Annotated in this window: 15 protein-coding genes and 1 riboswitch; of the genes, 7 read left to right on the top strand and 8 right to left on the bottom strand. The window is 46.0% G+C overall.

Going from position 1 to position 21,493, the window contains the following annotated elements; translation table 11 throughout:
- Window positions 1–2: 2 nt before the first annotated feature.
- Both D6856_RS13555 and pfkA read right to left on the bottom strand, forming a co-directional pair.
- Window positions 3–806 (bottom strand): TrmH family RNA methyltransferase, encoded by an 804-nt coding sequence (locus tag D6856_RS13555; protein WP_120687342.1) that lies wholly within the window; start codon window positions 804–806, stop codon window positions 3–5.
- 191 nt (window positions 807–997) lie between these two features.
- Entirely contained in the window at window positions 998–1,966 is a 969-nt protein-coding gene (gene pfkA, locus D6856_RS13560) for a 6-phosphofructokinase (RefSeq protein WP_120687343.1), read from the bottom strand.
- 225 nt (window positions 1,967–2,191) lie between these two features.
- On the opposite strand from pfkA, the gene D6856_RS13565 reads away from it, so the two are divergent.
- Entirely contained in the window at window positions 2,192–5,731 is a 3,540-nt protein-coding gene (locus D6856_RS13565; protein WP_120687344.1) for a DNA polymerase III subunit alpha, read from the top strand.
- A gap of 234 nt (window positions 5,732–5,965) precedes the next feature.
- Here D6856_RS13565 and metK read toward each other — a convergent pair whose 3' ends face one another.
- Complete coding sequence (gene metK, locus D6856_RS13570; RefSeq protein WP_092247959.1) at window positions 5,966–7,156, bottom strand: methionine adenosyltransferase; 1,191 nt, start codon at window positions 7,154–7,156, stop codon at window positions 5,966–5,968.
- A gap of 85 nt (window positions 7,157–7,241) precedes the next feature.
- A riboswitch (SAM riboswitch) is annotated at window positions 7,242–7,357 on the bottom strand.
- 145 nt (window positions 7,358–7,502) lie between these two features.
- On the bottom strand, window positions 7,503–8,543 hold the full coding sequence (locus tag D6856_RS13575) for a CapA family protein (RefSeq protein WP_158588957.1): 1,041 nt from the start codon (window positions 8,541–8,543) through the stop codon (window positions 7,503–7,505).
- Between D6856_RS13575 and D6856_RS15225 the strand changes: the two genes are divergently transcribed.
- On the top strand, window positions 8,542–8,712 hold the full coding sequence (locus tag D6856_RS15225) for a hypothetical protein (protein ID WP_158588958.1): 171 nt from the start codon (window positions 8,542–8,544) through the stop codon (window positions 8,710–8,712). The genes D6856_RS13575 and D6856_RS15225 overlap by 2 nt on opposite strands.
- 157 nt (window positions 8,713–8,869) lie before the next feature.
- Here D6856_RS15225 and xylB read toward each other — a convergent pair whose 3' ends face one another.
- On the bottom strand, window positions 8,870–10,339 hold the full coding sequence (gene xylB, locus D6856_RS13580; protein ID WP_120657999.1) for a xylulokinase: 1,470 nt from the start codon (window positions 10,337–10,339) through the stop codon (window positions 8,870–8,872).
- Between the two features lie 139 nt (window positions 10,340–10,478).
- Window positions 10,479–13,283 carry a Tex family protein gene (locus tag D6856_RS13585; protein ID WP_120687420.1) on the bottom strand — a complete coding sequence of 935 codons (2,805 nt, stop codon included), beginning with the start codon at window positions 13,281–13,283 and terminating at the stop codon, window positions 10,479–10,481.
- 221 nt (window positions 13,284–13,504) lie between these two features.
- Here D6856_RS13585 and D6856_RS13590 point away from each other — a divergent pair, with 221 nt between their 5' ends.
- The 5 genes from D6856_RS13590 (at window position 13,505) to arcC (ending at window position 18,129) form a co-directional block, all read left to right on the top strand.
- On the top strand, window positions 13,505–13,915 hold the full coding sequence (locus D6856_RS13590; RefSeq protein ID WP_092250567.1) for a hypothetical protein: 411 nt from the start codon (window positions 13,505–13,507) through the stop codon (window positions 13,913–13,915).
- Between the two features lie 12 nt (window positions 13,916–13,927).
- A complete protein-coding gene (locus D6856_RS13595) occupies window positions 13,928–14,455 on the top strand; it encodes a hypothetical protein (protein WP_092250570.1) in 528 nt (175 codons plus the stop codon).
- Window positions 14,456–14,470: 15 nt separating this feature from the next.
- On the top strand, window positions 14,471–15,214 hold the full coding sequence (locus tag D6856_RS13600) for a DUF975 family protein (RefSeq protein WP_120687421.1): 744 nt from the start codon (window positions 14,471–14,473) through the stop codon (window positions 15,212–15,214).
- Window positions 15,201–17,126 carry a glycoside hydrolase family 2 protein gene (locus tag D6856_RS13605; RefSeq protein ID WP_120687346.1) on the top strand — a complete coding sequence of 642 codons (1,926 nt, stop codon included), beginning with the start codon at window positions 15,201–15,203 and terminating at the stop codon, window positions 17,124–17,126. The genes D6856_RS13600 and D6856_RS13605 overlap by 14 nt, the downstream gene beginning before the upstream one ends.
- A 64-nt stretch (window positions 17,127–17,190) precedes the next feature.
- On the top strand, window positions 17,191–18,129 hold the full coding sequence (gene arcC / locus D6856_RS13610) for a carbamate kinase (RefSeq protein ID WP_120687347.1): 939 nt from the start codon (window positions 17,191–17,193) through the stop codon (window positions 18,127–18,129).
- Between the two features lie 71 nt (window positions 18,130–18,200).
- Here the strand turns inward: arcC and clpX are convergent, their stop codons facing one another.
- Together clpX and D6856_RS13620 are read right to left on the bottom strand one after the other, a co-directional pair.
- Window positions 18,201–19,805 carry an ATP-dependent Clp protease ATP-binding subunit ClpX gene (clpX, locus tag D6856_RS13615; protein ID WP_120687348.1) on the bottom strand — a complete coding sequence of 535 codons (1,605 nt, stop codon included), beginning with the start codon at window positions 19,803–19,805 and terminating at the stop codon, window positions 18,201–18,203.
- A gap of 49 nt (window positions 19,806–19,854) precedes the next feature.
- Window positions 19,855–21,387 (bottom strand): S1C family serine protease, encoded by a 1,533-nt coding sequence (locus D6856_RS13620; protein WP_120687349.1) that lies wholly within the window; start codon window positions 21,385–21,387, stop codon window positions 19,855–19,857.
- Between the last annotated feature and the right edge of the window lie 106 nt (window positions 21,388–21,493).

The raw sequence follows: 21,493 nt of genomic DNA on the forward strand, positions 1-21,493 counted from the left end.
CTTCATCTCCTCCTCTGTCTTGATGCTTCAAATGTAAGTATAGCTGAAGATGTCGCTGCGTTCATCGACTCTACTTCGCCCTTCATGGGGATGAGTACGTATTCGCTTGCAGCATCGGCAGTCTCTTTGGTCAGACCGTTTCCTTCGTTTCCGATAAGGAATGCGGTAGGCTTAGTATAATCAAATTCGTCGTAGTTCTTTTTACCTTTAAGGTGAGCGGCGTAGGTAGTAATTCCGGCCTGTGCCAGCTCTTTTACCATGTTCGGAAGATCTTCCACATAGATAAAAGGCATCCTGAAAATAGACCCCATCGTAGAGCGAACAACCTTGGGATTGTACATATCGGCGCAGCCCTTACTCAAGATGACGCCCGTAACTCCCGCGCCCTCTGAGCTTCTGAGCATAGTACCGAGGTTCCCCGGATCCTGAATGTTCTCAAGCACGAGCAAAAGAGGCTGTGCGCTGCCCATGTCCTTATTATAACCCTCAAGAACTTCCTCAAGCGTATAGTGATACTGACTTACAACCGCGAGAACGCCTTGCGGTGTCTGCGTTGCAGCCATCTTCTTCATAACTTCGGCTGTGACTGTTTCGGCGCCGTATCTCCAAAGAATCTCTTTGTCGTCCTCGGAAGCTTCATCCGCAAACTTCTCGGTAACGTAAACTTCGCGCACCTGAAGTACCGGCGCTTCCCTCAGCATCTTCATGCCTTCGATGACGAATACGTCGTCTTCGCGCCTTGCCTTATTTTTTTCTATATAACTTACGACCTTGCGAACACGGTCGTTGTTTAGGCTTGTTATCATATGAAATCTCTCTTTAAAACAAAATCAGCGCATTACTGCGCAGTGCCATGATCAAACGTGGCGAGTATTAATAGTATAGCACAAATACTATTCGCGTGATCACTTAAAAACCCCTCACCGGAATCATCCGATAAGGGGCTGTAAGTCTGTATTGTTATTTTGTTCATGCACGCATGTGCGCGGCACTTATATCAAAGAATACGAGCGATCTCGTACATGTACTCGTTGATGTTCTTCTTCATTGCAAGAGCTTCGTCGATATCGTAATCAACGAACTGGCCGTTGCGGTAACCAACTACTCTGTTGGTCTTGCCTGCTGTGATGATGTCAGCTGCGTAGCATCCCATCATTGAAGCATACACACGGTCCTTACATGTCGGGCTACCACCACGCTGCATGTATCCGAGGATAGAAGCTCTTGTCTCAAGACCTGTAGCAGCCTCGATACGACGTGCCATTGATGTTGAATGTCCGATACCCTCGGCATTAACGATGATGTGGTGAGTCTTACCTTTCTTACGGTTATCGATGATGTTGTCGATAATACGCTGCTCGTTGTAGTCATACTTCTCAGGAAGAAGGATGTCGTCAGCACCGTTGGCGATTGAACACCAAAGTGCGATGTATCCTGCGTGACGACCCATAACCTCTACGATACTAACTCTCTCGTGAGATGATGATGTATCACGAATCTTATCTATTGCGCTCATCGCTGTGTTGATGGCTGTGTCAAAACCGATAGTATAATCTGTACATGAAATATCAAGATCGATCGTTCCGGGAATACCTACAGTATTGATGCCCTGCTGTGAAAGCTTCTGAGCTCCGCGGTATGATCCGTCACCACCTATAACGATAACACCGTCAATTCCATGCTTACGGCAAATCTCTGCACCCTTGGCCTGGCCTTCGGGAGTTGTGAATTCCATACAACGAGCTGTTCCAAGGATTGTTCCGCCTCGCTGAATAATATCAGCAACGCTTCTTCTGTCCATATCCTCGATCTCCTCGTTAAGAAGACCCTGATATCCCTTCTTGATACCCTTTACCTTAAGTCCGTTTGCGAGACATTTACGAACAACTGCTCTGATCGCAGCGTTCATTCCGGGAGCATCGCCACCGCTGGTCAATACACCGATTGTTTTGATTTCCTTTGCCATAACTGATTTCCTCGATTCTAATTAACTTAACCTAAAATCATCAAACCTCTTGATTGATAATTTTCAGACATACTCCTTTCCTATATTAGAGCAAATTTTATTAAATTGCAATCAATTAGAAAACGATTTCATAAAAAGTTTTATGTTATAATTTTTCTTGGCAACACAATTCCTTGGCAAAAGAACTTTCTGCAAGGAATGATCATCCTTTAAACGGAGCATTTTATGTCATTTACACACCTTCATGTCCACACGGAATACAGCCTTTTAGACGGTTCCAACAAGATAAAAGAATATGTGAAAAGGTTAAAAGACCTTGGCATGACCGCCGGAGCCATCACGGATCACGGCGTTATGTACGGTGTCATTGACTTCTACAAAGCATGCAAGGAAGCAGGTATCAATCCGATCCTTGGATGTGAGGTTTATGTTGCTCCGGGCTCAAGATTTGATAAAGAGGCCAAGGGAACTGACGACAGATACTATCATCTCGTTCTTTTGGCAGAAAATAACGTTGGATACGCCAATCTCTCCCACATCGTAAGCCGCGGATTTACTGAGGGTTATTACTATAAGCCCCGTGTCGATATGGAGCTTTTGGAAGAGTACCACGAGGGCATCATCGCACTCAGCGCTTGTCTTGCGGGCGAGATTCCAAGGAATATCTTAAGAGGAGACGGCGGCGCGGCAAAAGAAGCTGCTATGCGCCTTGACTCTATCTTCGGTCACGGCAATTTCTTTTTGGAGCTTCAGGATCACGGAATCCCTGCGCAGCGTACCGTAAACAGTTCGCTCATGGCTCTTTCTCAGGAGCTTGATATTCCGCTTGTTGCGACCAACGACTGCCACTACACCTACGAAGACGACGCGGAGGCTCACGATCTCCTTCTTTGCATTCAAACAGGTAAAAAAGTGGATGATGAAGACCGTATGCGCTACGAAGGCGGTCAGTACTACGTCAAGAGCGAAGACGAGATGAGAGCTCTTTTTCCTTATGCTCAGGAAGCTATTGATAATACACAAAAGATCGCGGACAGATGCAATGTTGAGATTGAGTTTGGCGTAACCAAACTCCCTCTCTTCGATGTGCCCGAGGGCTATGATTCATGGACATATCTGTGCAAGCTCTGCGAAGACGGTCTTAATAAGAGATATCCCGACGACGACGGAACTTTGAAAAAGAAACTCGACTACGAGCTTGGCGTTATCAAGCGTATGGGCTACGTAGATTACTTCCTTATAGTATGGGACTATATAAATTACTGCCGCGAAAACGGCATCGCTGTCGGCCCCGGAAGAGGCTCGGCTGCGGGCAGTATCGTCTCATATTGTATGCATATCACCAATATCGATCCTATTAAATACGATCTTCTCTTTGAGCGTTTCCTTAATCCCGAGCGTGTGTCCATGCCCGATATAGACGTGGATTTTGAGTACGAGAGAAGACAGGACGTTATTGATTACGTTACTGAAAAATACGGCGCCGATAAGGTCGTTCAGATCATAACTTTCGGTACGCTTGCCGCAAAAGGTGTTATCCGCGACGTTGCAAGGGTTATGGATCTTCCTTACAGCTACGGCGACCAGATTTCCAAGATGGTCCCGAACGAGCTAAACATCACGCTTGAGCGAGCTCTGGAGCTCAATCCCGAACTTCGCGGTCAGTACGAAAGTGATCCGACTGTTCACAAGCTCATCGATATGTGCAAAAAGCTTGAAGGACTTCCGCGCCACACTTCGATTCACGCGGCCGGAGTTGTTATCTGCAGCGCACCTGCAGAGGATCTTGTTCCCCTCTCACGCTCCGCAGAAGGTAATATCACAACTCAGTTCACGATGACCACCATCGAGGAACTGGGACTTCTTAAGATGGATTTCCTGGGTCTTCGTACCCTTACTGTTATAAAAGACGCAACGAGATTTGCAAACGAATCTCTCGGCGCTAAGCCGGGCGATCCCAATTTCATCGACATAGACAAAATCGATTACAACGACCCCAAGACTCTTGCCCTTATAGGAAGCGGCAAGTGCGACGGTATATTCCAGCTTGAGTCGGGCGGTATGCAGGCCTTCATGAAAGAGCTTAAGCCGCAGTCTCTTGAAGACATCATCGCGGGAATTTCTCTTTATCGTCCGGGTCCGATGGATTTCATCCCGAAGTATATCAAGGGTAAAAATGACGCTGGCTCCATCACATACTTAACTCCCGAACTTGAACCGATACTTAATCCTACCTACGGCTGTATCGTCTATCAGGAGCAGGTTATGCAGATAGTTCAGCAGCTCGGCGGCTACACGCTTGGTCGTGCCGACCTTGTTCGCCGTGCGATGAGTAAAAAGAAACAGCACGTCATGGAAGTAGAAAGAGCTAACTTCGTAAACGGAAACTCCGAAGAGAATGTTCCGGGATGCGCATCAAAAGGCATCTCCGCAGATGTTGCAAACGCGATCTACGATTCCATGATGGACTTTGCTAAGTATGCGTTTAACAAATCACATGCCGCTTGCTACGCCGTTGTCGCGCTTCAGACCGCTTGGCTTAAGTGCTACTATCCCGTTGAGTTCATGGCAGCGCTCATGACTTCCGTAATAGACAATCCGGGCAAAGTTTCGGGTTATATTTTAAGTTGCAGGAACATGAACATCACTCTGCTTCCGCCTGATATCAACGAAGGATTCGACGGATTCTCAGTTGCGGAGATTAATGCGGAAGGCGATGATTCTTCAGCTTCCGGCGCAGTTGCCACAACCGCTCCCGGCAAGAAGAAGGCTATCCGCTACGCACTTACCGCAATCAAAGGCATCGGTCGTCCCGTTATCGCTTCTATCGTAAGAGAAAGAGAGCAGCGCGGAACGTTTAAGAACATCAACGACTTCCTTACAAGAATGCAGGGTAAGGACAGTGAAGTTAATAAAAGAGCCATCGAAAGCTTTATCAAAGCCGGTGCTTTCGACTGCTTCGAAGGAACCAGAAAGCAGCTCATCACCGTCTACTCGCAGATCATGGACAACATCCATTCAAGCGGCAAAGCCTCTATGGCCGGCCAGATATCTCTTTTTGATATAGTCGGAGAATCCGATAAAAAACAGTACGAGATTCCTCTTCCAAACGTCGGAGAATTCCCTCGCGAACTCCTTCTTGAATTTGAGAAAGAGGTGCTCGGAATCTACATCTCGGGACATCCTCTTGAGGAATATGTCGGACTTTGGAAAAAGAAAACAACCAATCAGACCACCGACTTCTATCTTGATGACGAAACGGGAGAGCCTAAGGTAAGAGATAACGAGACCGCCACAATAGGTGGAATCATCAGTGATAAAAAGATCAAGTACACCAAGAACGATCAGGTTATGGCATTCATCACTCTTGAAGATCTTGTCGGAACAGTTGAAGTAATCGTCTTCCCAAAGACTTACGAAGCCAACGCAGCAAGGCTTAACGCCGATGCAAAGGTATTTATCGAGGGCCGCATATCAGTTGAAGACGACCGCGACGCCAAGCTTATCGCATCAAAGATTACTCTTTTTGATGAAGTTCCAAGAACGCTTTGGATCAGATTCGATAACATGGCAGCCTATGAACAAGGCATGCCGGTGCTTAATGAACTAATCAAGGGCAATGAAGGACGCGACGAGATTGCTATATATCTCAAAGACACCAAGCAGATCAAAAAGCTTGGAAGAGGCTACAACGTAAAGGCTGACGATGTCCTGCTGCCCAAGCTTTCAGATGCTTTTGGAAAAGAAAATGTGCAAGTAGTCTGATCTCTGATCACCAAAATATGCGCAATACCGTTAATCGACACGTAAACCTGCTTTTCTTGCAAAAATACATGTCTGGCAAATGCCACACAACCACCGAAAAAGCACGCACATCCATTCGCTTGCTGGTCTTGTGCAACCAAAAACGGCATTGAGAGATTTATTCTTTCTCTCAATGCCGTTATTTTTACTTACCGTAAATCAATTAGTGATGAGCTTTAGCTGATGCATTCCGCATTACTGTACAGCGGCCTTGAGCTCGTCAACCTTGTTGGTCTGCTCCCAAGGAAGGTTAAGGTCGTTACGTCCGAAGTGGCCGTAAGCTGCTGTTCCCTTGTAGATAGGACGACGAAGGTCGAGCATCTTGATGATACCAGCGGGACGAAGGTCAAATACCTTACGAACTGCCTCTGTAAGCTTCTCATCAGAAACCTTACCTGTTCCGAATGTATCTACAAGAATTGATGTAGGCTGTGCTACACCGATAGCGTATGAAAGCTGGATCTCAGCCTTGTCTGCAAGACCTGCTGCAACGATGTTCTTAGCAACGTATCTTGCTGCGTAAGCTGCTGAACGGTCAACCTTGGTGCAATCCTTACCTGAGAATGCTCCGCCGCCGTGACGAGCTGCTCCGCCGTATGTGTCAACGATGATCTTACGTCCTGTAAGTCCTGCGTCACCCTGAGGTCCGCCGATTACGAAACGTCCTGTAGGATTGATGAAGATCTTTGTGTTTGCATCAACCATCTTAGGATCAACGATAGCGTCGATAACGTACTTTCTGATATCTTCGTGGATCTGCTCCTGTGTAACCTTCTCATCATGCTGAGTTGAGATTACGATAGCTTCAAGACGGAAAGGCTTTCCGTTCTCATCATACTCAACAGAAACCTGGCTCTTACCGTCTGCTCTGAGGTAAGCAAGAGTTCCGTTCTTTCTAACCTCTGTGAGCTTCTTTGTAAGCTTATGAGCAAGGCTGATAGCGTAAGGCATGTACTCTTCTGTCTCGTTTGTAGCATAACCGAACATCATACCCTGGTCGCCGGCACCGATTGCCTCAAGCTGCTCATCTGTCATCTGATTCTCTCTTGCCTCGAGCGCCTTATCAACACCCATAGCGATATCAGCTGATTGCTGGTCAAGAGCTACAAGAACAGCACATGTGTTGCCGTCGAAGCCCTTAGCTGAATCGTCGTATCCGATCTCTTTGATTGTCTCTCTTGCGATCTTAGCGTAATCAACGTGAGCCTTGGTTGTGATCTCACCTGTGATGAGAACGAAACCTGTACAAGTTGCTGTCTCGCAAGCTACACGGCTCATAGGATCCTCTGCCATGCAAGCATCAAGGATCGCGTCTGAAATGTTATCGCAGATCTTATCGGGATGTCCCTCTGTTACTGATTCGGATGTAAAAATAAACTTATCCATTATGTTTCCTTTCTCGCGCACTCTAACGCATGAAAAAACCGCTTGTTGCGTGCACAAACAAGCGGAACTGATTGATTTTCAGATCCTCTTATTGCTCGTAGTCCGTAATCGGAATTGCACGCTCAGGTTGGCACCTTCCTCATATCGAGGGGTTGCCGTGGCTTCATAGGTCCTATGTACCTCCACCACTCTGAATAAGAGAACTTCGTATATAATTATGGAATCTATCGTTTGGATTAGATTCGTTTATGATAATACATTATAAGATTAATAAAAGCAATAGTTCTTTTGATAATCTTTTTCTAAAGTACCTAATAAGAAAAAATTATCACTTCGGGCGTCTGTATTATTTCCAGTCATGCCCCCACACTTTATCGCAGAGATCTACGCAATATTGCATGGTAAAAGAGCTGTCTTGAAGTTTTATCTCATTCTCTTTTGCCAGGTCCTCGGAATATTCCGAAAGCGGATAAACGGTAACTCCGTGTTCCTTGCTGCTCTCGTGACACACAACCGCTTCAACCTCGTGATCTTTGATGACCGCTTCGCCGGATGCATTCTTGGTAATCGTAACCTTGGCCATTCCTCCGACGCTTCTGTTTGAAACGCCTTTACCCGTCGACGATGTCCAGCTCACGAAGTTTCCGAGCGAGTAATAAACAAGCATGTCTCCGCCGCCGTGATTATTGGTTATCCCAGTGTTCTCATCCTCAATCATCTCTACAGGTTCAATAACATGAGGATGCGCGCCTATAACGAGATCCGCTCCGCCTTCTCTGAAAATACCTGTCCAGTAGTCCTGATACGCATCGGTTCCAAGATTGTACTCTGTTCCCCAGTGCGGTATCACAAGCGTGAAATCAGCATTTTCTTCCGCATACTTAAGGTCTTTTTCCACCTTATCTTTTTCAAGCATATCTACAGCATGAGGCATATCCTTGGGAAAAGCTATTCCGTTGGTTCCGTAGGAATAATTAAGGATCGCGATCTTAATGCCGTTTTTCTCGATGATATCTATATTTTCATATTCATACTCAAAGCCGTTAAGCCCGACAACTTTTATCTGCGGATAGCGCTGCTTCCAGAATTCGTAGCAGTTGATGATGCCTTTTTTGCCCATATCAAGCGAGTGATTCGTCGCATGACAAACCACATCAACTCCCGCTGCCACAAGCGCATCGCCGGCTTCATACGGCGCATTAAACATCGGATATCCGGACACACCAAGCTCCTTACCGCCAATGATAACTTCCTGATTTACAATGGCTACATCAGCCGCTTGCATCTCAGGCTTAACGTGCTCGAAAATAAAGTCATAGTTGTAATTGCCCTCGGCATCCTTAGCCACGCGCTGAACAGGCTCATGAAGAAGAATGTCTCCAACCATGAGTAGGGTCACATCAGAAGATTGCTCTTTCTGCAAAGTCGTAGAATCTTCTTTTGGCGACGATGCCAGTGATGCTTCGGCCGAAGCGACCTCCACCGATGCAGCTCGCGCGGATGCGGCGGAGTCACCTGATATATCTGCCGTTTGGCCGCCAGCGTCAGATGCTTGAAAACTACAACCTGCAAGGCATGATATGCATATTAGTATTGTCAAAAAAATGTTCCGTCTATTCATATATTCTTTCTAATAATCTTTTATTATTCTAAGAGCTCGTACAATAAAAAAACCACCATACATCACGTGTGGTGGTTTGATTATATCACTCATCAAATAATCTTATCAAAAGTATCTGCAAGTGCAGGGTAGATATTCTTGAACTGCTGATATCTTGCCTCGTACTTAGCTACAAGCTCGGGATCGGGCTTCTCTGTCTTGTCCACCTTAACGATTGCTGCTGCCGCTTCCTCTACTGTCTTGTATGCTCCGCAAGCTACCATAGCAAGCATTGCGCCGCCCATTCCGGGGCCTTCCTCACATGAAGGAACATCAACTTCTACGTTGAGGATGTTGGCGATCATCTTTCTCCAAAGAGGGCTCTTTGCACCGCCGCCGCAGATCATTGTTCTCTTGGGAGCTACGCCGATGCTCTTAGCTACTTCGTACATATCTCTTGTAGCGAATGCAACACCTTCAAGAACCGCCTGTGTCATATCCTCTCTTGTTGTATCCATCGTGATACCTGTGAAGGTCGCACGTGCGTTAGGATTGTTCCAAGGAGATCTCTCACCCATGAGGTAAGGAAGGAAGAATACGTGGTTCTCACCAAGCTTCTCGATTCCCTTCTGCTCATCTGCATAATCCTTGGTCTTGAGGATCTCATCCATCCACCACTTGTTGCAGCTTGCTGCGCTGAGCATGCATCCCATGAGATGGAAATGTCCGTCAGCATGATCGAATGAATGAAGAGCGTTGTTGCTGTCTACCGCAAAGCTGTCGGATGACATGAAGATTGTTCCGCTGGTTCCAAGTGAAATATTGCACTTGTTGTTTCCAACTGTTCCGGTACCTACAGCTGCTGCCGCATTGTCGCCGGCGCCTGCTGCGATAACAACGTCTGTGCTAAGTCCAAGCTCTGAAGCAAGCTCAGCCTTAAGCTGACCAACCTTTTCAAAGCTGTCAAAGAGCTGAGGAAGCATATCCTCTGTGATTCCGCAGATATCACACATCTCTTTGGACCACTTTCTGTTCTGTACGTCCAAAAGAAGCATTCCGGAAGCATCAGAATAATCTGTGCAGAATGTTCCTGATAACTTATAAGCAAGATAATCCTTAGGAAGCATTATCTTCTTGATCTTCTTGAAGTTCTCGGGTTCGTTCTCTTTTACCCAAAGGATCTTGGGTGCTGTGAAGCCTGCGAACGCGATGTTTGCAGTGTATTTGGAAAGAGTCTCTTTTCCGATCTCGTTGTTGAGATAATCAACCTGCTTCTGTGTTCTTCCGTCGTTCCAAAGAATTGCGGGACGGATAACGTTGTCATTCTCATCAAGAATTACAAGGCCGTGCATCTGTCCACCGAAGCTGATACCCTTGACCTGTGATTTATCAACATCCTTAAGGAGATCCTTAAGTCCTGCGATTGCCTCGTTGTACCAGTCAGCAGGCTCCTGCTCTGACCAACCGGGCTGAGGGAAGTAAAGCTTGTACTCCCTTGATGTTGTTCCGTGAATCTTACCTGTCTCATCCATAAGCACGAGCTTAACGGATGATGTTCCCAAATCTACTCCAATATAAAGCATGTGTACCCTCCTAAATTAAATATACAAGCACCCCCACCGGGCGCTGACATTATGACTTAAAATATATGTCTATTATACAAAAATACCCCTAGGCATTCACGCCAGTTCTTGCTGTGTACTTACTAATTATTGTTAAGCATCAATCGTTCGCGTTGCCTTTAAATATAACGATGCCCTTCTTCTTGAACTTCTTTGCAGGCGCTGCTCCGCCAGCTGTCGCGGTAGCCGTGCTTGAAGCGGGCTTCGATGCGCTTGCTGTCGTCGTTACGGCTGTGCTCTTTGTCGCGCTTGCGGAACTTGAAGCCGCAGTCTTGGCCGCGCCGGTCGCCGTCTTAGCTGCGCTGCTTGCACTCTTTGTCATGGTTCTCTTTACGGGAGAAGCGGCTCTTGCTGCTTTCTTGGCAGCCTTGGCTTCTTCCTCTCTTGCCTTTCTCTCTGCAGATCTTGCAGCCTCGGCTGCGCCGCGTGCCGCTCTCTTGGCTTCGGCTTCTGCCGCAACGCGGGCGGGATCGCCGATCTTCATGGTAAGAGAGATTCTCTTTTTATCCACTTCAACATCAAGAACCTGAACGTCTACGATGTCGCCAACACTCACTGCTTCAAGCGGATGCTTGATATATCTGTCTGTTATATGAGAAATATGAACAAGTCCGTCCTGGTGAACTCCGATATCAACGAAGCAACCAAAGTCGATAACGTTACGAACTGTTCCTTTAAGCACCATTCCGGGCTTTAAGTCCTTCATGTCAAGGACATCACTTCTAAGAATAGGTGCGGGCATATTCTCACGAGGATCTCTTGACGGTTTCTCAAGCTCGCTAAGGATATCTGTAAGAGTGATCTCACCGATTCCAAGCTCCTCTGATAATTTCTTTTTCTCGTTCTCTGTAATCTTGTGTGAAAGAGATACCGCCGAGGCTCCGGCTATGCTTCCACCGGCGCTCTGCGCGCTTCCGAGTTCCGCGCCGTTTCCCTTAGCGCCGGCATTTCCGCCATTGGATCCCTTGCCACCATGATTTCCACTGCTTGAAGCCGCATCATCAACAACCGCCAGATCACTTCCTGCAAGAGCAGCTGCGAGAGCCGCTCCCATAGCGGTATTGGTATTTCTGATAACTACCTGCTTAGGCTTTTTCTTGGGTGCAGGCTTCTCAGCGCGGGCTGCGGGCTTTTCAAGAACTGCCTTGGCTGCGTTCTTCTGCGCTGCGCGCACATCGTCAAATGTTATTCCGAGCTTGTCCATGAGCTTCAAAGTAGCATCATATGACTCGGGATGAACGCTGGTGGCATCAAGCGGATTGTCACCGTCAGCGATCCTAAGGAATCCCGCGCACTGCTCATACGCCTTGGGCCCGAGCTTGGGAACGTTTAACAGTTCTCCTCTGTTCTTGAACTTACCGTTTTCTTCTCTGTAATCAACGATGTTCTTGGCAATCACTTTGGAAATTCCGGAAATATACTGAAGAAGGGGAGCGGACGCAGTATTAAGGTCTACTCCGACCTTGTTAACGCAGTCCTCAACGACACCTTCAAGGGTCTCGCCGAGCTTCTTCTGGTTCATGTCATGCTGGTACTGACCGACACCGATTGACTTGGGATCGATCTTAACAAGCTCAGCAAGAGGATCCTGAAGTCTTCTTGCTATAGAAGCCGCACTTCTTTGTCCGACGTCAAACTGAGGGAATTCCTCGGTTGCGAGCTTACTTGCGGAATAAACGGATGCACCGGCCTCATTAACGATAACGTACTGAACGGGCTTAGAGAGCTCTTTTATCAGCTCTACGATTACCTGCTCTGACTCTCTTGAAGCAGTTCCGTTTCCGACAGAAATAAGATCAACATCATATTTATCAATGAGCTTTTTAAGCTCAGCTTTGGCTTCTTCAACCTTGTTCTGAGGTGCTGTGGGATATATAACCTTGGTATCAAGGACCTTACCCGTAGCATCAACGATAGCAAGCTTACATCCCGTTCTGAACGCAGGGTCCCATCCAAGTACGGTCTTTCCTACGATAGGAGGTGCCATGAGAAGCTGAGTTAAGTTCTTACCAAATACGGTTATGGCGCCGTCCTCGGCTTTTTCCGTAAGCTCGTTTCTGATATCACGCTCAATCGCAGGCGCAATAAGTCTTTCGTACGCATCCTGCGCGATCTCTTTTAACACATCTGTAGTTGCAGGGTTCTCGTTCTTGATAAGCTTGGTCTCAAGAAATCTGAGAATCTGCTCCTCGGGAGCCTCAATCTTAACAACAAGGAACTTCTCCGCCTCGCCTCTGTTGAGCGCAAGGATTCTGTGTCCGAGCACCTTGCTGATGGGCTCTTCGTAGCCGTAGTACATCTCGTAAACGCTCTCAGCCTTCTCATCCTTGGCCTTACTTGTAAGGAGTCCGTGCTCCATAGTAGCTTCTCTTATATATGTACGATAGTCCGCGTTGTCGGAAACATCCTCGGCGATAATGTCCATCGCGCCTTGAATGGCGTCGCCAACCGTTTCGACACCTTTCTCTGCATCAACGAAGCTTTCAGCCTCTTCTTCAAGAGTCCTATTCGTTTCCTGTGCAAGGATGATGTCGGACAGTCCTTCAAGTCCCTTCTCTCTTGCAACGCTTGCTCTTGTCTTTCTCTTTGGTCTGTAAGGAAGATAGAGATCCTCGATCGCAACCATGGTCTCAGCCGCAACAATCTTGGCTCTGAGCTCGTCGGTCATCTTGCCCTGCTCCTCGATGGATGCAAGAACCTGCTCTCTTCTCTCCTCAAGTCCTCTTAAATACTTAAGTCTCTCATCAAGATTACGAAGCTGCTCGTCGTTAAGGGAGCCCGTAACCTCCTTTCTGTATCGTGAAATGAAGGGAATCGTATTTCCCTCATCAATAAGCTTTATTGCAGCTTCTACCTGCCATTTTTCTACATTAAGCTCTTCCTTAATTTTTAAAACAATATCCATACCTACCTCACAAAAAACTATAAAGTACTCGTGGCTTTCCCCAAATCCGCGATTAAATGCGCCGAAATTTTCGCTGAATTTTTTATAAACAGCCACACACTCCCTTATTATACCAATCGTAGCGTGCTGTTTTCAAGACTCCGAGCCTTCCGAAACATTGTAAAAAAGTGCGTTTTATTATAGAATTTATGTTAACAAACTATTGTTTTTAAGGACGTATTATGGGAGATAACGGGGAAGACAATTACTATATAAACAACTTCAACTACAACAAGACCCACAACCAGCTTGATAAACATGTGAGTCTTGCCACTTTCGCCATGTTTACCGGACTGCTCGCGATTCCGTTTTGTTTATTCGCGTACACCGGCATTATCATGGGAGGCGTGGCGGTTGTTCTGGCTCTTTTGTCCAAGGGAACCGCAGCTAAGCTGCTTCCGCAGGCAAAAAGAGGTATATTATTCGGTATTTTCGCCATTTTCCTCGGATATTTTGTTCTGGTTAAGAGCTTTCACATGGTTCTTACCGATCCTGAGGCCAGAAAACAGGTGAACATCATGTCGGAGCGTATGAACGGCGAAAGCTTTGATGACATGTTAAAAGACGTCGGATTTGACGTGTCAACAGAGTGAAAAGAGGTGCCTATGAGTTTGATCGGTGCTGTAGGAAGCGGATATAACGCTTACAATTATCAAAATTCTTTTAATTCGGGTGCTGCAACAAGCGGCGCGAGTGCAGCTGCGGCTGCGGAAGGAAGCAAACCCATTCTCAATCCGAACGAGTCCACACAGAGAGCTCCGGGCAAGGTTTCTTCACCCGCGGAGTGCGAGACTTGCAAGAATCGTAAGTATCAAGACGGTTCCAATGAGATGGTCTCTTTTAAATCGGCACAGCATATTGATCCTCAGGCTGCGGCAGCAAGAGTTCGCGGTCACGAGGCTGAACACGTAAGTAATGCCTACAAGAACGCAGCCATGAAAGGCGGCAAAGTTCTTCAGGCTTCGGTATCACTTAAGACGGCGGTATGCCCCGAGTGCGGCAGAACCTACGTCAGCGGCGGCGAGACAGCCACCAAGATTAAATATTCCAATGAGGAGAATCCTTATCAGAAAGCCCGAAAGTCCATCGACAGACAGGGACTTGTGGGGGCTCATGTCGATATCGCAGGATAAGGTGGGGAGTTATTCATGACCGAATTAAAAAGTTCATCAGAGCTTAAGGCTATTGCAAAAGAAAAATCACTGGACAAATACGGCACACTTATTTTTGCAAACATTTTAATCTTTGCCATACAGTTCATAGTATCGGCATTGGTCACGGTCAGCGGCCCCCGAAACATCCTTCTTTTTTGTATCAATGAGCTCATCACACTCGTGATCAGTATCCTTGTCGGCATACTCGTATCCGGCAAGGCTTACCTATATATGAATCTTCTGTATTCACAGGCAGTTTCGACAAGTGACATTTTCTTCGGATTTAAACAGCACCCCAACAAAGCCGTGACTATTCAGGCTCTTTTTGTTGTGGTTGATTTCCTTGTAAGCATACCCGGAACGGTGATCTTTTACTTAAGCCGCACCAATCCTTCTTCCGGATTACTCGGCGTACTCTTTATCTTCATCGTTCTCGGACTTATCATAAACGTCTATGTTTCACTGACCTATTCGCAGGCGTTCTTTCTTTTGCACGACTATCCTGACAAATCGGCAAAAGAGCTTTTGGCTTACAGTAAAGAAATGATGAAAGGTCACAGATTCCGTCTTCTGTACCTTCACATAAGCTTTATCCCTTTGATGATCTTCGGAGTTATCACTCTTTTTATTCCGCTTCTTTGGATCAGCGTCTACAGATATGCTACGCTCACAGCGTTTTATCAAGATCTGATAGTAAAGTACGGCAATGCCGGAAAGGTGGATTATGGACTTAATTGATGCAATAAAGGCAATCGACAAGCCACACGAGGACGACGTGTTAAATCGTCTCTACACTACATGGGGCGAGAATCTCGACCCCGAGCATGTTCTTACAGAGTACCCAAGACCTCAATTTGTTCGCGACAGCTATGTTAATCTCAACGGTTATTGGGACTATAGCATGGTAAAAGAGTCTTCGTCGGACGACATACCCGAAATCTCCGACGGCAAGATACTTGTCCCCTTTTCACCGGAAGCCATTCTCTCAGGCGTTGAAAAACAATTAAAGCCCGATGAGATTCTTTGGTACAAACGCTCACTTCCAAAACTCCCCAAAACTTATGATAATTCAAGATATCTCCTTCACTTCGGAGCAGTCGATCAATTTGCCGACGTCTATGTAAACGGCAAGCTCGTAGGCTCCCACAGCGGCGGATATCTTCCTTTTACCTTTGACATAACAGGTTATATTGATGAGGCAAAAGAGAATACGCTTATCGTCAAGGTTCGCGACACGAGCGATACTTCTTATCATTCAAGAGGTAAGCAGACTCTGAAAAGAGGCGGAATGTACTACACCGCACAGAGCGGAATCTGGCAGACTGTCTGGCTTGAGGAAGTTCCCGATATTTATGTAAAAGAGCTTAAGATAACACCGGAAGAAGATCTCAAAACAGTAAGCATAACCATCACCACAACACAGAGCACCTCTGTGTCTGTAAAGATCCCGGGACAAGAGCTTGTAAAGGCTCCCGCATCTTCAGATGCCCCCGAAAGACAAAACGATTCCCTTGAAAATTTCTCATCGGATATATGTCCGCTGAACCTTTCGGAAAATAATGATTCTCACTGTTATAAATTCCGCTTCGAGCTTGACTCTCCGCATCTTTGGTCTCCCGAGGATCCTTATCTTTATCCTCTTCAGATCGTTGCGGGATCCGACCGCGTTCGCTCATATTTTGCGATCCGCTCATATTCTATAGATACAGACTCCGCGGGAGTAAGAAGATTCTTTTTAAATAATAAGCCTTATTTCCTTATGGGTGTCCTCGATCAGGGCTATTGGCCGGACGGTTTATACACCGCACCTTCTGACGATGCGCTTATCTATGACATCAAAGAAATGAAAAGACTTAAGTTTAACATGATGCGTAAGCACATCAAGATAGAGGCTGCGCGCTGGTACTATCACTGCGACAAGATTGGAATGATAGTGTGGCAGGACATGGTATGCGGCGGTTCATCTTATGCCAAGCCGGTCGTTACTTATTTGCCGACTCTTTTCCCTAAGGTATTCGGAAGATTATCCGACGGTCCCGCGTATTACAAAACATTCTCAAGGCATTCCGCAGAAGGCCGCAAAGAATGGATAGAAGAGATGAAGAACACGATCAAGTATCTTTATAATGTACCGTCTATTGCGACGTGGGTTCTTTTTAATGAAGGCTGGGGACAGTTCAACGCCGCAGGCGCAACGATAATGGCAAGAGAATGTGACGACACACGCCCTATTGATCAGGCGAGCGGCTGGTTCGACGAAGGAACCGGAAACTACAGAAGCGTACACAACTACTTCAGACCACTTGCCGTTGAAAAAGATAAGAACAAAAGAGCTTTCGTCATCTCGGAATACGGTGGCTACACCTGCCATATCGCGGGTCACTCAAGCGTAGACAGAATTTACGGATACAAAAAATATGACACGCTTGACGCTTTGGGTGTTGCCTACTACAACCTGATAAACGGAAGTATCAAACCTCTTATAAAGCAGGGGCTTGCCGGTGCTGTTTACACGCAGCTTAGCGATGTTGAAGAAGAGGTAAACGGTCTTATGACTTACGACCGCAGGATCACTAAGATCAATCCAAATATAGACGGTGATATGTCGTATTTCCTGGAGGATGATGTCTTCCAAAACAGCGGCAAATAGAGTAAAATAGTTCTATCTTACTTTTATCGCACAGATATTTATCCTGTGCAGGAATGAGGACAAAATGGAAAACTTAAAAGCAGTCGTTTCTCTCGGTCACGAAGCGCTGGGTGTCAATACTCAGGAACAGAGAGAGGCCATACAGTTAACCGGTAAGGTTCTTGCAGACATTATAGAATCCGGCTATCAGCTGGTCATCACTCACAGTAACGGCCCTCAGGTCAGCATGATCCACAAGGCCATGACCGAGCTTCACAGAATGTTTATAGATTACACCTCAGCTCCCATGTGCGTATGCAGCGCAATGAGCCAGGGATATATCGGATACGATATTCAGAACTCAGTTAAGACTGAGCTCTTACGTCGTGGAATTACCAAGCCCATCAGCACGATCCTTACACAGGTTTCTGTCGATCCCTACGACGAGGCCTTCTACGCTCCCACCAAGGAGATCGGCCGTTATATGTCCAAAGAGGACGCTGACAGCGAGGTCAAGAAGGGCAATTTCGTTAAAGAGGTTCCCGGAAAGGGCTTCAGAAGAATTATTGCAGCTCCTCAGCCTCTTAAGATAATCGAGCTTGATGCGATTAAGGCTCTTATAGATGCAGGCCAGGAAGTTGTAGCATGCGGTGGCGGCGGCATTCCCGTTATCGAACAAGGTCACGTACTCAAGGGTGCATCAGCCGTTATTGAGAAGGATGTGATCGCAGGCAAACTTGCTACCGATCTCAATTTTGACAGACTGATCATGTTTACTTCCGTTCCTTCCGTTTACAAGAACTTTGGCAAAGAGGATCAGGAACCGATCATGAAGATGAACATTGCACAGGCCAAAGAATACATCGAGTCAGGCGAGTTCGGAGAAGGCAATATGCTTCCCAAGATTGAGGCCGCTATCTCATTCCTTGAGTCCAACCACAACGGTTCTGTTCTCATCACTTCCCTCGCAGCCGCTCAGGATGCATTAAAGGGCAAGGCAGGAACATTTATTACATTTGAATAATAAACGCACGATGCGCAAAATATAAAAAGTCTCGGGTGAGATCACCTGAGACTTTTACTTTTGTTATTATATTAATTCCTAGCCTGTTCTGTATTAAGCTGCGGGATTCTCTTATGCACTTCTTCTCCTCTTATCTCTATCATGGGAGAAGCTTTTCCTTCGATATAATCCCTTGTGATCGTTACACGACCGATATTCTCATCCTTGGGAATCTCATACATTATATCCAGCATGAAATCTTCGATGATGGCACGGAGTGCTCTGGCTCCGGTCTCTTTCTCCATTGCCTTTTCAGCGATGGCTTCAAGCGCGCTGTCGTCAAATCTAAGATCTACCTCGTCGAGCGCAAGGAGTTTCTGATACTGCTTAAGTATCGCATTCTTAGGCTCCTTTAATATCTTCACATACATATCTTTTGTAAGAGCCTGAAGTGTACATATGATGGGAAGACGACCGAGAAACTCAGGTATCATTCCGAATTTCTTAAGATCCTCAACAACCACATTGGATAAAATGTTGGGGTCGTCTTCGTATTTATCTTTAAGATCTGCATCAAATCCGATTGAAGTTTTCTTATTAAGTCTCTGAGTGATGATATCCTCAATATCGGGGAATGCACCACCGCAGATAAAGAGTATATTTCTTGTATTGACTGTTGCCAAAGGAACCATGGCGTTCTTGCTGCCCGCACCTACAGGGACTTCAACTTCGGAACCCTCAAGGAGTTTTAACATTCCCTGCTGAACGGATTCACCGCTTACATCTCTTGATGTTGTATTTTTCTTCTTGGCAATCTTGTCTATCTCATCGATAAAGATGATTCCGTGTTCTGTCTTCTCTACATCGTTACCTGCTGCCGCAAGGAGCTTACTTACAACGCTCTCAATATCATCTCCGATATATCCGGCTTCTGTAAGCGATGTTGCATCTGCGATGGCAAGCGGCACATCAAGAAGCTTTGCAAGCGTCTTTACAAGATATGTCTTACCGCTACCCGTAGGTCCCAATAGTAAAATATTGGACTTTTCTATCTCTATGTCATCCATTGTGCCTGTAGCAACTCTCTTGTAGTGATTGTACACGGCAACGGACATTACCTTTTTCGCCTGATCCTGACCTATAACATATTCGTCAAGCTTAGCTTTTATCTTATGCGGTGCAGGGATATTCTTAATATCAAATGCAGGCTTAATTGTAGATTCGCTCTTCTTTTTGATCTTCTGAGAATTGGGAATTCCGCCGTTCATATTGAAGTTACCACCGGGGATATTTCCCATATCAAACATTCCCATGCCCGGGAATCCGCCCATGTTCTTGTTGAGCTCATTCATGAGGTTTGGATTGTTCAGCATGTTCTGATAATCGAACTGGCTGACCGTATCCATCATCTTGTGCATACAGTCAGGGCAAACGCTGATGTTATTCGGAAGATGAAACATCTTTCCGGCCTTGCTCTCCGGCCTTCTGCACACAAAACACACGTCCTCAAATGCGCTCTCGGAATCCGCGCTGTTGCCTTCATTCCCTGAGGTGCTGCCTTTATCTACAGAAGTGTCTGCGCTGTTATTTCCATCTACCACACTGTCTGTAGCTTCTTTTTCATCATTTTTTGTTTCAATATCGATTTCTTCATCAACTTCTCTGAAATCAAGAAGATCGTCTCTGTTATCCTGCATTAATTACCCCGCTTTTATTTTTTCTCTTTCCTTATATAGAAATGATCTTTTAATTATCTGATGATCCTTCACTTGAAGCATCATCTTTTTCATTGGAAGCTGCCTTTGAATCATCAGATGAAGGTGCTTTTCCGAGTGTAAGCTCAACCTCGGTCTCTTTGTACTCCGATCCGTCGGTTCTCATGATACCGAGCTTAACCGTTGTACCTGCTTTATAATACTGAAGTCTTGTCTGAAGATCATCCATTGATGTAATGTCATGACCCTCAAACTTAACGATAACATCACCCTTCACAAGGCCTGCTGCCTCTGCTCCGCCGCCGGGAGTGATCTTATCAACATAAGCTCCCTGAGGAATTCCGAAAGACTCGGTTACATCTGAAGGAACACTGTATCCCTGAATTCCGATGTATCCTCTCTCTTCCTCGGCAACCTTGATCTTGGTCTCCTCATTCATAAGCTGATCTATGATGGGCTTAGCATCTGAAATCGGAATAGCATAGCCCATACCTTCTATAACATTTCCGCCAAGCTTGTTGGAATTGATTCCGATAACTTCACCGTTGAGGTTAAGAAGTGCTCCACCTGAGTTACCGGGGTTGATAGCTGCATCTGTCTGAATGAATGTATGCTTGTCGCCGCCCTGCTGCGTCTCAACTTCACGATTAAGAGCGGAGATAACACCGGTAGTAACGGACTGACCGTAACCAAGTGCATTACCGATAGCTATAGCAGGCTCACCAAGCTTAAGTGTATTACTGTCGCCAAGCTTAGCCTCTTTTATTGCATTAAGTGTATTCTCGGGAATCTCATCAAGCATGATCGCGATAACCGCAAGGTCCATGTCTGAATTGGTTCCTTTAACGGCTGCGCCCACAGATGTATCATCATTAAAGATTACCTCAAGAGAATCTGCTCCGTCGATAACATGATAGTTGGTCGCTATCAAAAGTTCTGTGTCATTATGTCCTACGATAATTCCGCTTCCCGAAGCCTGAGCTTCTTCCTGCTGAACATATCCGAAGAAGTTGGCTGACTGAGTGAAATTATTGTGGATCATTACCATTGCAGGCATTACTTCCTCAACAACGCCGGTCACATCTGTTACGACAACTCTTGTCTCACCTGCAGTGGTCGTGGTTGTCTGAACCTTCTGGTCATCCGTCTTCTCTTCCTGAGTACCTGCTGCGCTGTTTTCCGTCGCAGACTGGTCTTCTTTTTCTTCTATCTGAGCAACAGACTGCTGTGATCCACCGGGGAGTCCTAAACCATTAAAAATACGGAATGCGGCAAAGCCCGCACCTCCCAAAAGAAGCATTACGATAAGTACTATAGCCACAATAGCTCCGACTTTCTTTTTCTTCTTAGGCGGCTGCGGTGGCTGATTATTAGCATTCTGATTGGTGCTATATTGATAAGTTCCGTAGCCCTGGCTGTTGCTTCCGTATCCATAGGAGCTCTGTCCCTGGCTGTAAGGATTGCTATTGTAAGAACTTGAATTGTTCTCATAAGAGTATCCGCTGTAGTTACTATTCTGTCCATAACCACTATTGTTGTAAGATTTTTTCTCATCCTCGTACATAGTTAGATACCTTCTTTCCTTTGCATACCTTGATTTTATGGCTTTAGTATAGTTTCATTGTGTGACGCAATTGTGTTTTAATTATAATAAAATAATAATTAAAAAA

The organism is Butyrivibrio sp. XB500-5 (genome assembly GCF_003625505.1).
Classification (GTDB): domain Bacteria; phylum Bacillota; class Clostridia; order Lachnospirales; family Lachnospiraceae; genus Butyrivibrio.

Coding starts and splice junctions, on each gene's coding strand:
- D6856_RS13555 (WP_120687342.1), bottom strand. CDS start 806: ATGATAACAAGCCTAAACAACGACCGTGTTCGCAAGGTCGTAAGTTAT.
- pfkA (WP_120687343.1), bottom strand. CDS start 1,966: ATGGCAAAGGAAATCAAAACAATCGGTGTATTGACCAGCGGTGGCGAT.
- D6856_RS13565 (WP_120687344.1), top strand. CDS start 2,192: ATGTCATTTACACACCTTCATGTCCACACGGAATACAGCCTTTTAGAC.
- metK (WP_092247959.1), bottom strand. CDS start 7,156: ATGGATAAGTTTATTTTTACATCCGAATCAGTAACAGAGGGACATCCC.
- D6856_RS15225 (WP_158588958.1), top strand. CDS start 8,542: ATGAGTAGGGTCACATCAGAAGATTGCTCTTTCTGCAAAGTCGTAGAA.
- D6856_RS13575 (WP_158588957.1), bottom strand. CDS start 8,543: ATGGTTGGAGACATTCTTCTTCATGAGCCTGTTCAGCGCGTGGCTAAG.
- xylB (WP_120657999.1), bottom strand. CDS start 10,339: ATGCTTTATATTGGAGTAGATTTGGGAACATCATCCGTTAAGCTCGTG.
- D6856_RS13585 (WP_120687420.1), bottom strand. CDS start 13,283: ATGGATATTGTTTTAAAAATTAAGGAAGAGCTTAATGTAGAAAAATGG.
- D6856_RS13590 (WP_092250567.1), top strand. CDS start 13,505: ATGGGAGATAACGGGGAAGACAATTACTATATAAACAACTTCAACTAC.
- D6856_RS13595 (WP_092250570.1), top strand. CDS start 13,928: ATGAGTTTGATCGGTGCTGTAGGAAGCGGATATAACGCTTACAATTAT.
- D6856_RS13600 (WP_120687421.1), top strand. CDS start 14,471: ATGACCGAATTAAAAAGTTCATCAGAGCTTAAGGCTATTGCAAAAGAA.
- D6856_RS13605 (WP_120687346.1), top strand. CDS start 15,201: ATGGACTTAATTGATGCAATAAAGGCAATCGACAAGCCACACGAGGAC.
- arcC (WP_120687347.1), top strand. CDS start 17,191: ATGGAAAACTTAAAAGCAGTCGTTTCTCTCGGTCACGAAGCGCTGGGT.
- clpX (WP_120687348.1), bottom strand. CDS start 19,805: ATGCAGGATAACAGAGACGATCTTCTTGATTTCAGAGAAGTTGATGAA.
- D6856_RS13620 (WP_120687349.1), bottom strand. CDS start 21,387: ATGTACGAGGATGAGAAAAAATCTTACAACAATAGTGGTTATGGACAG.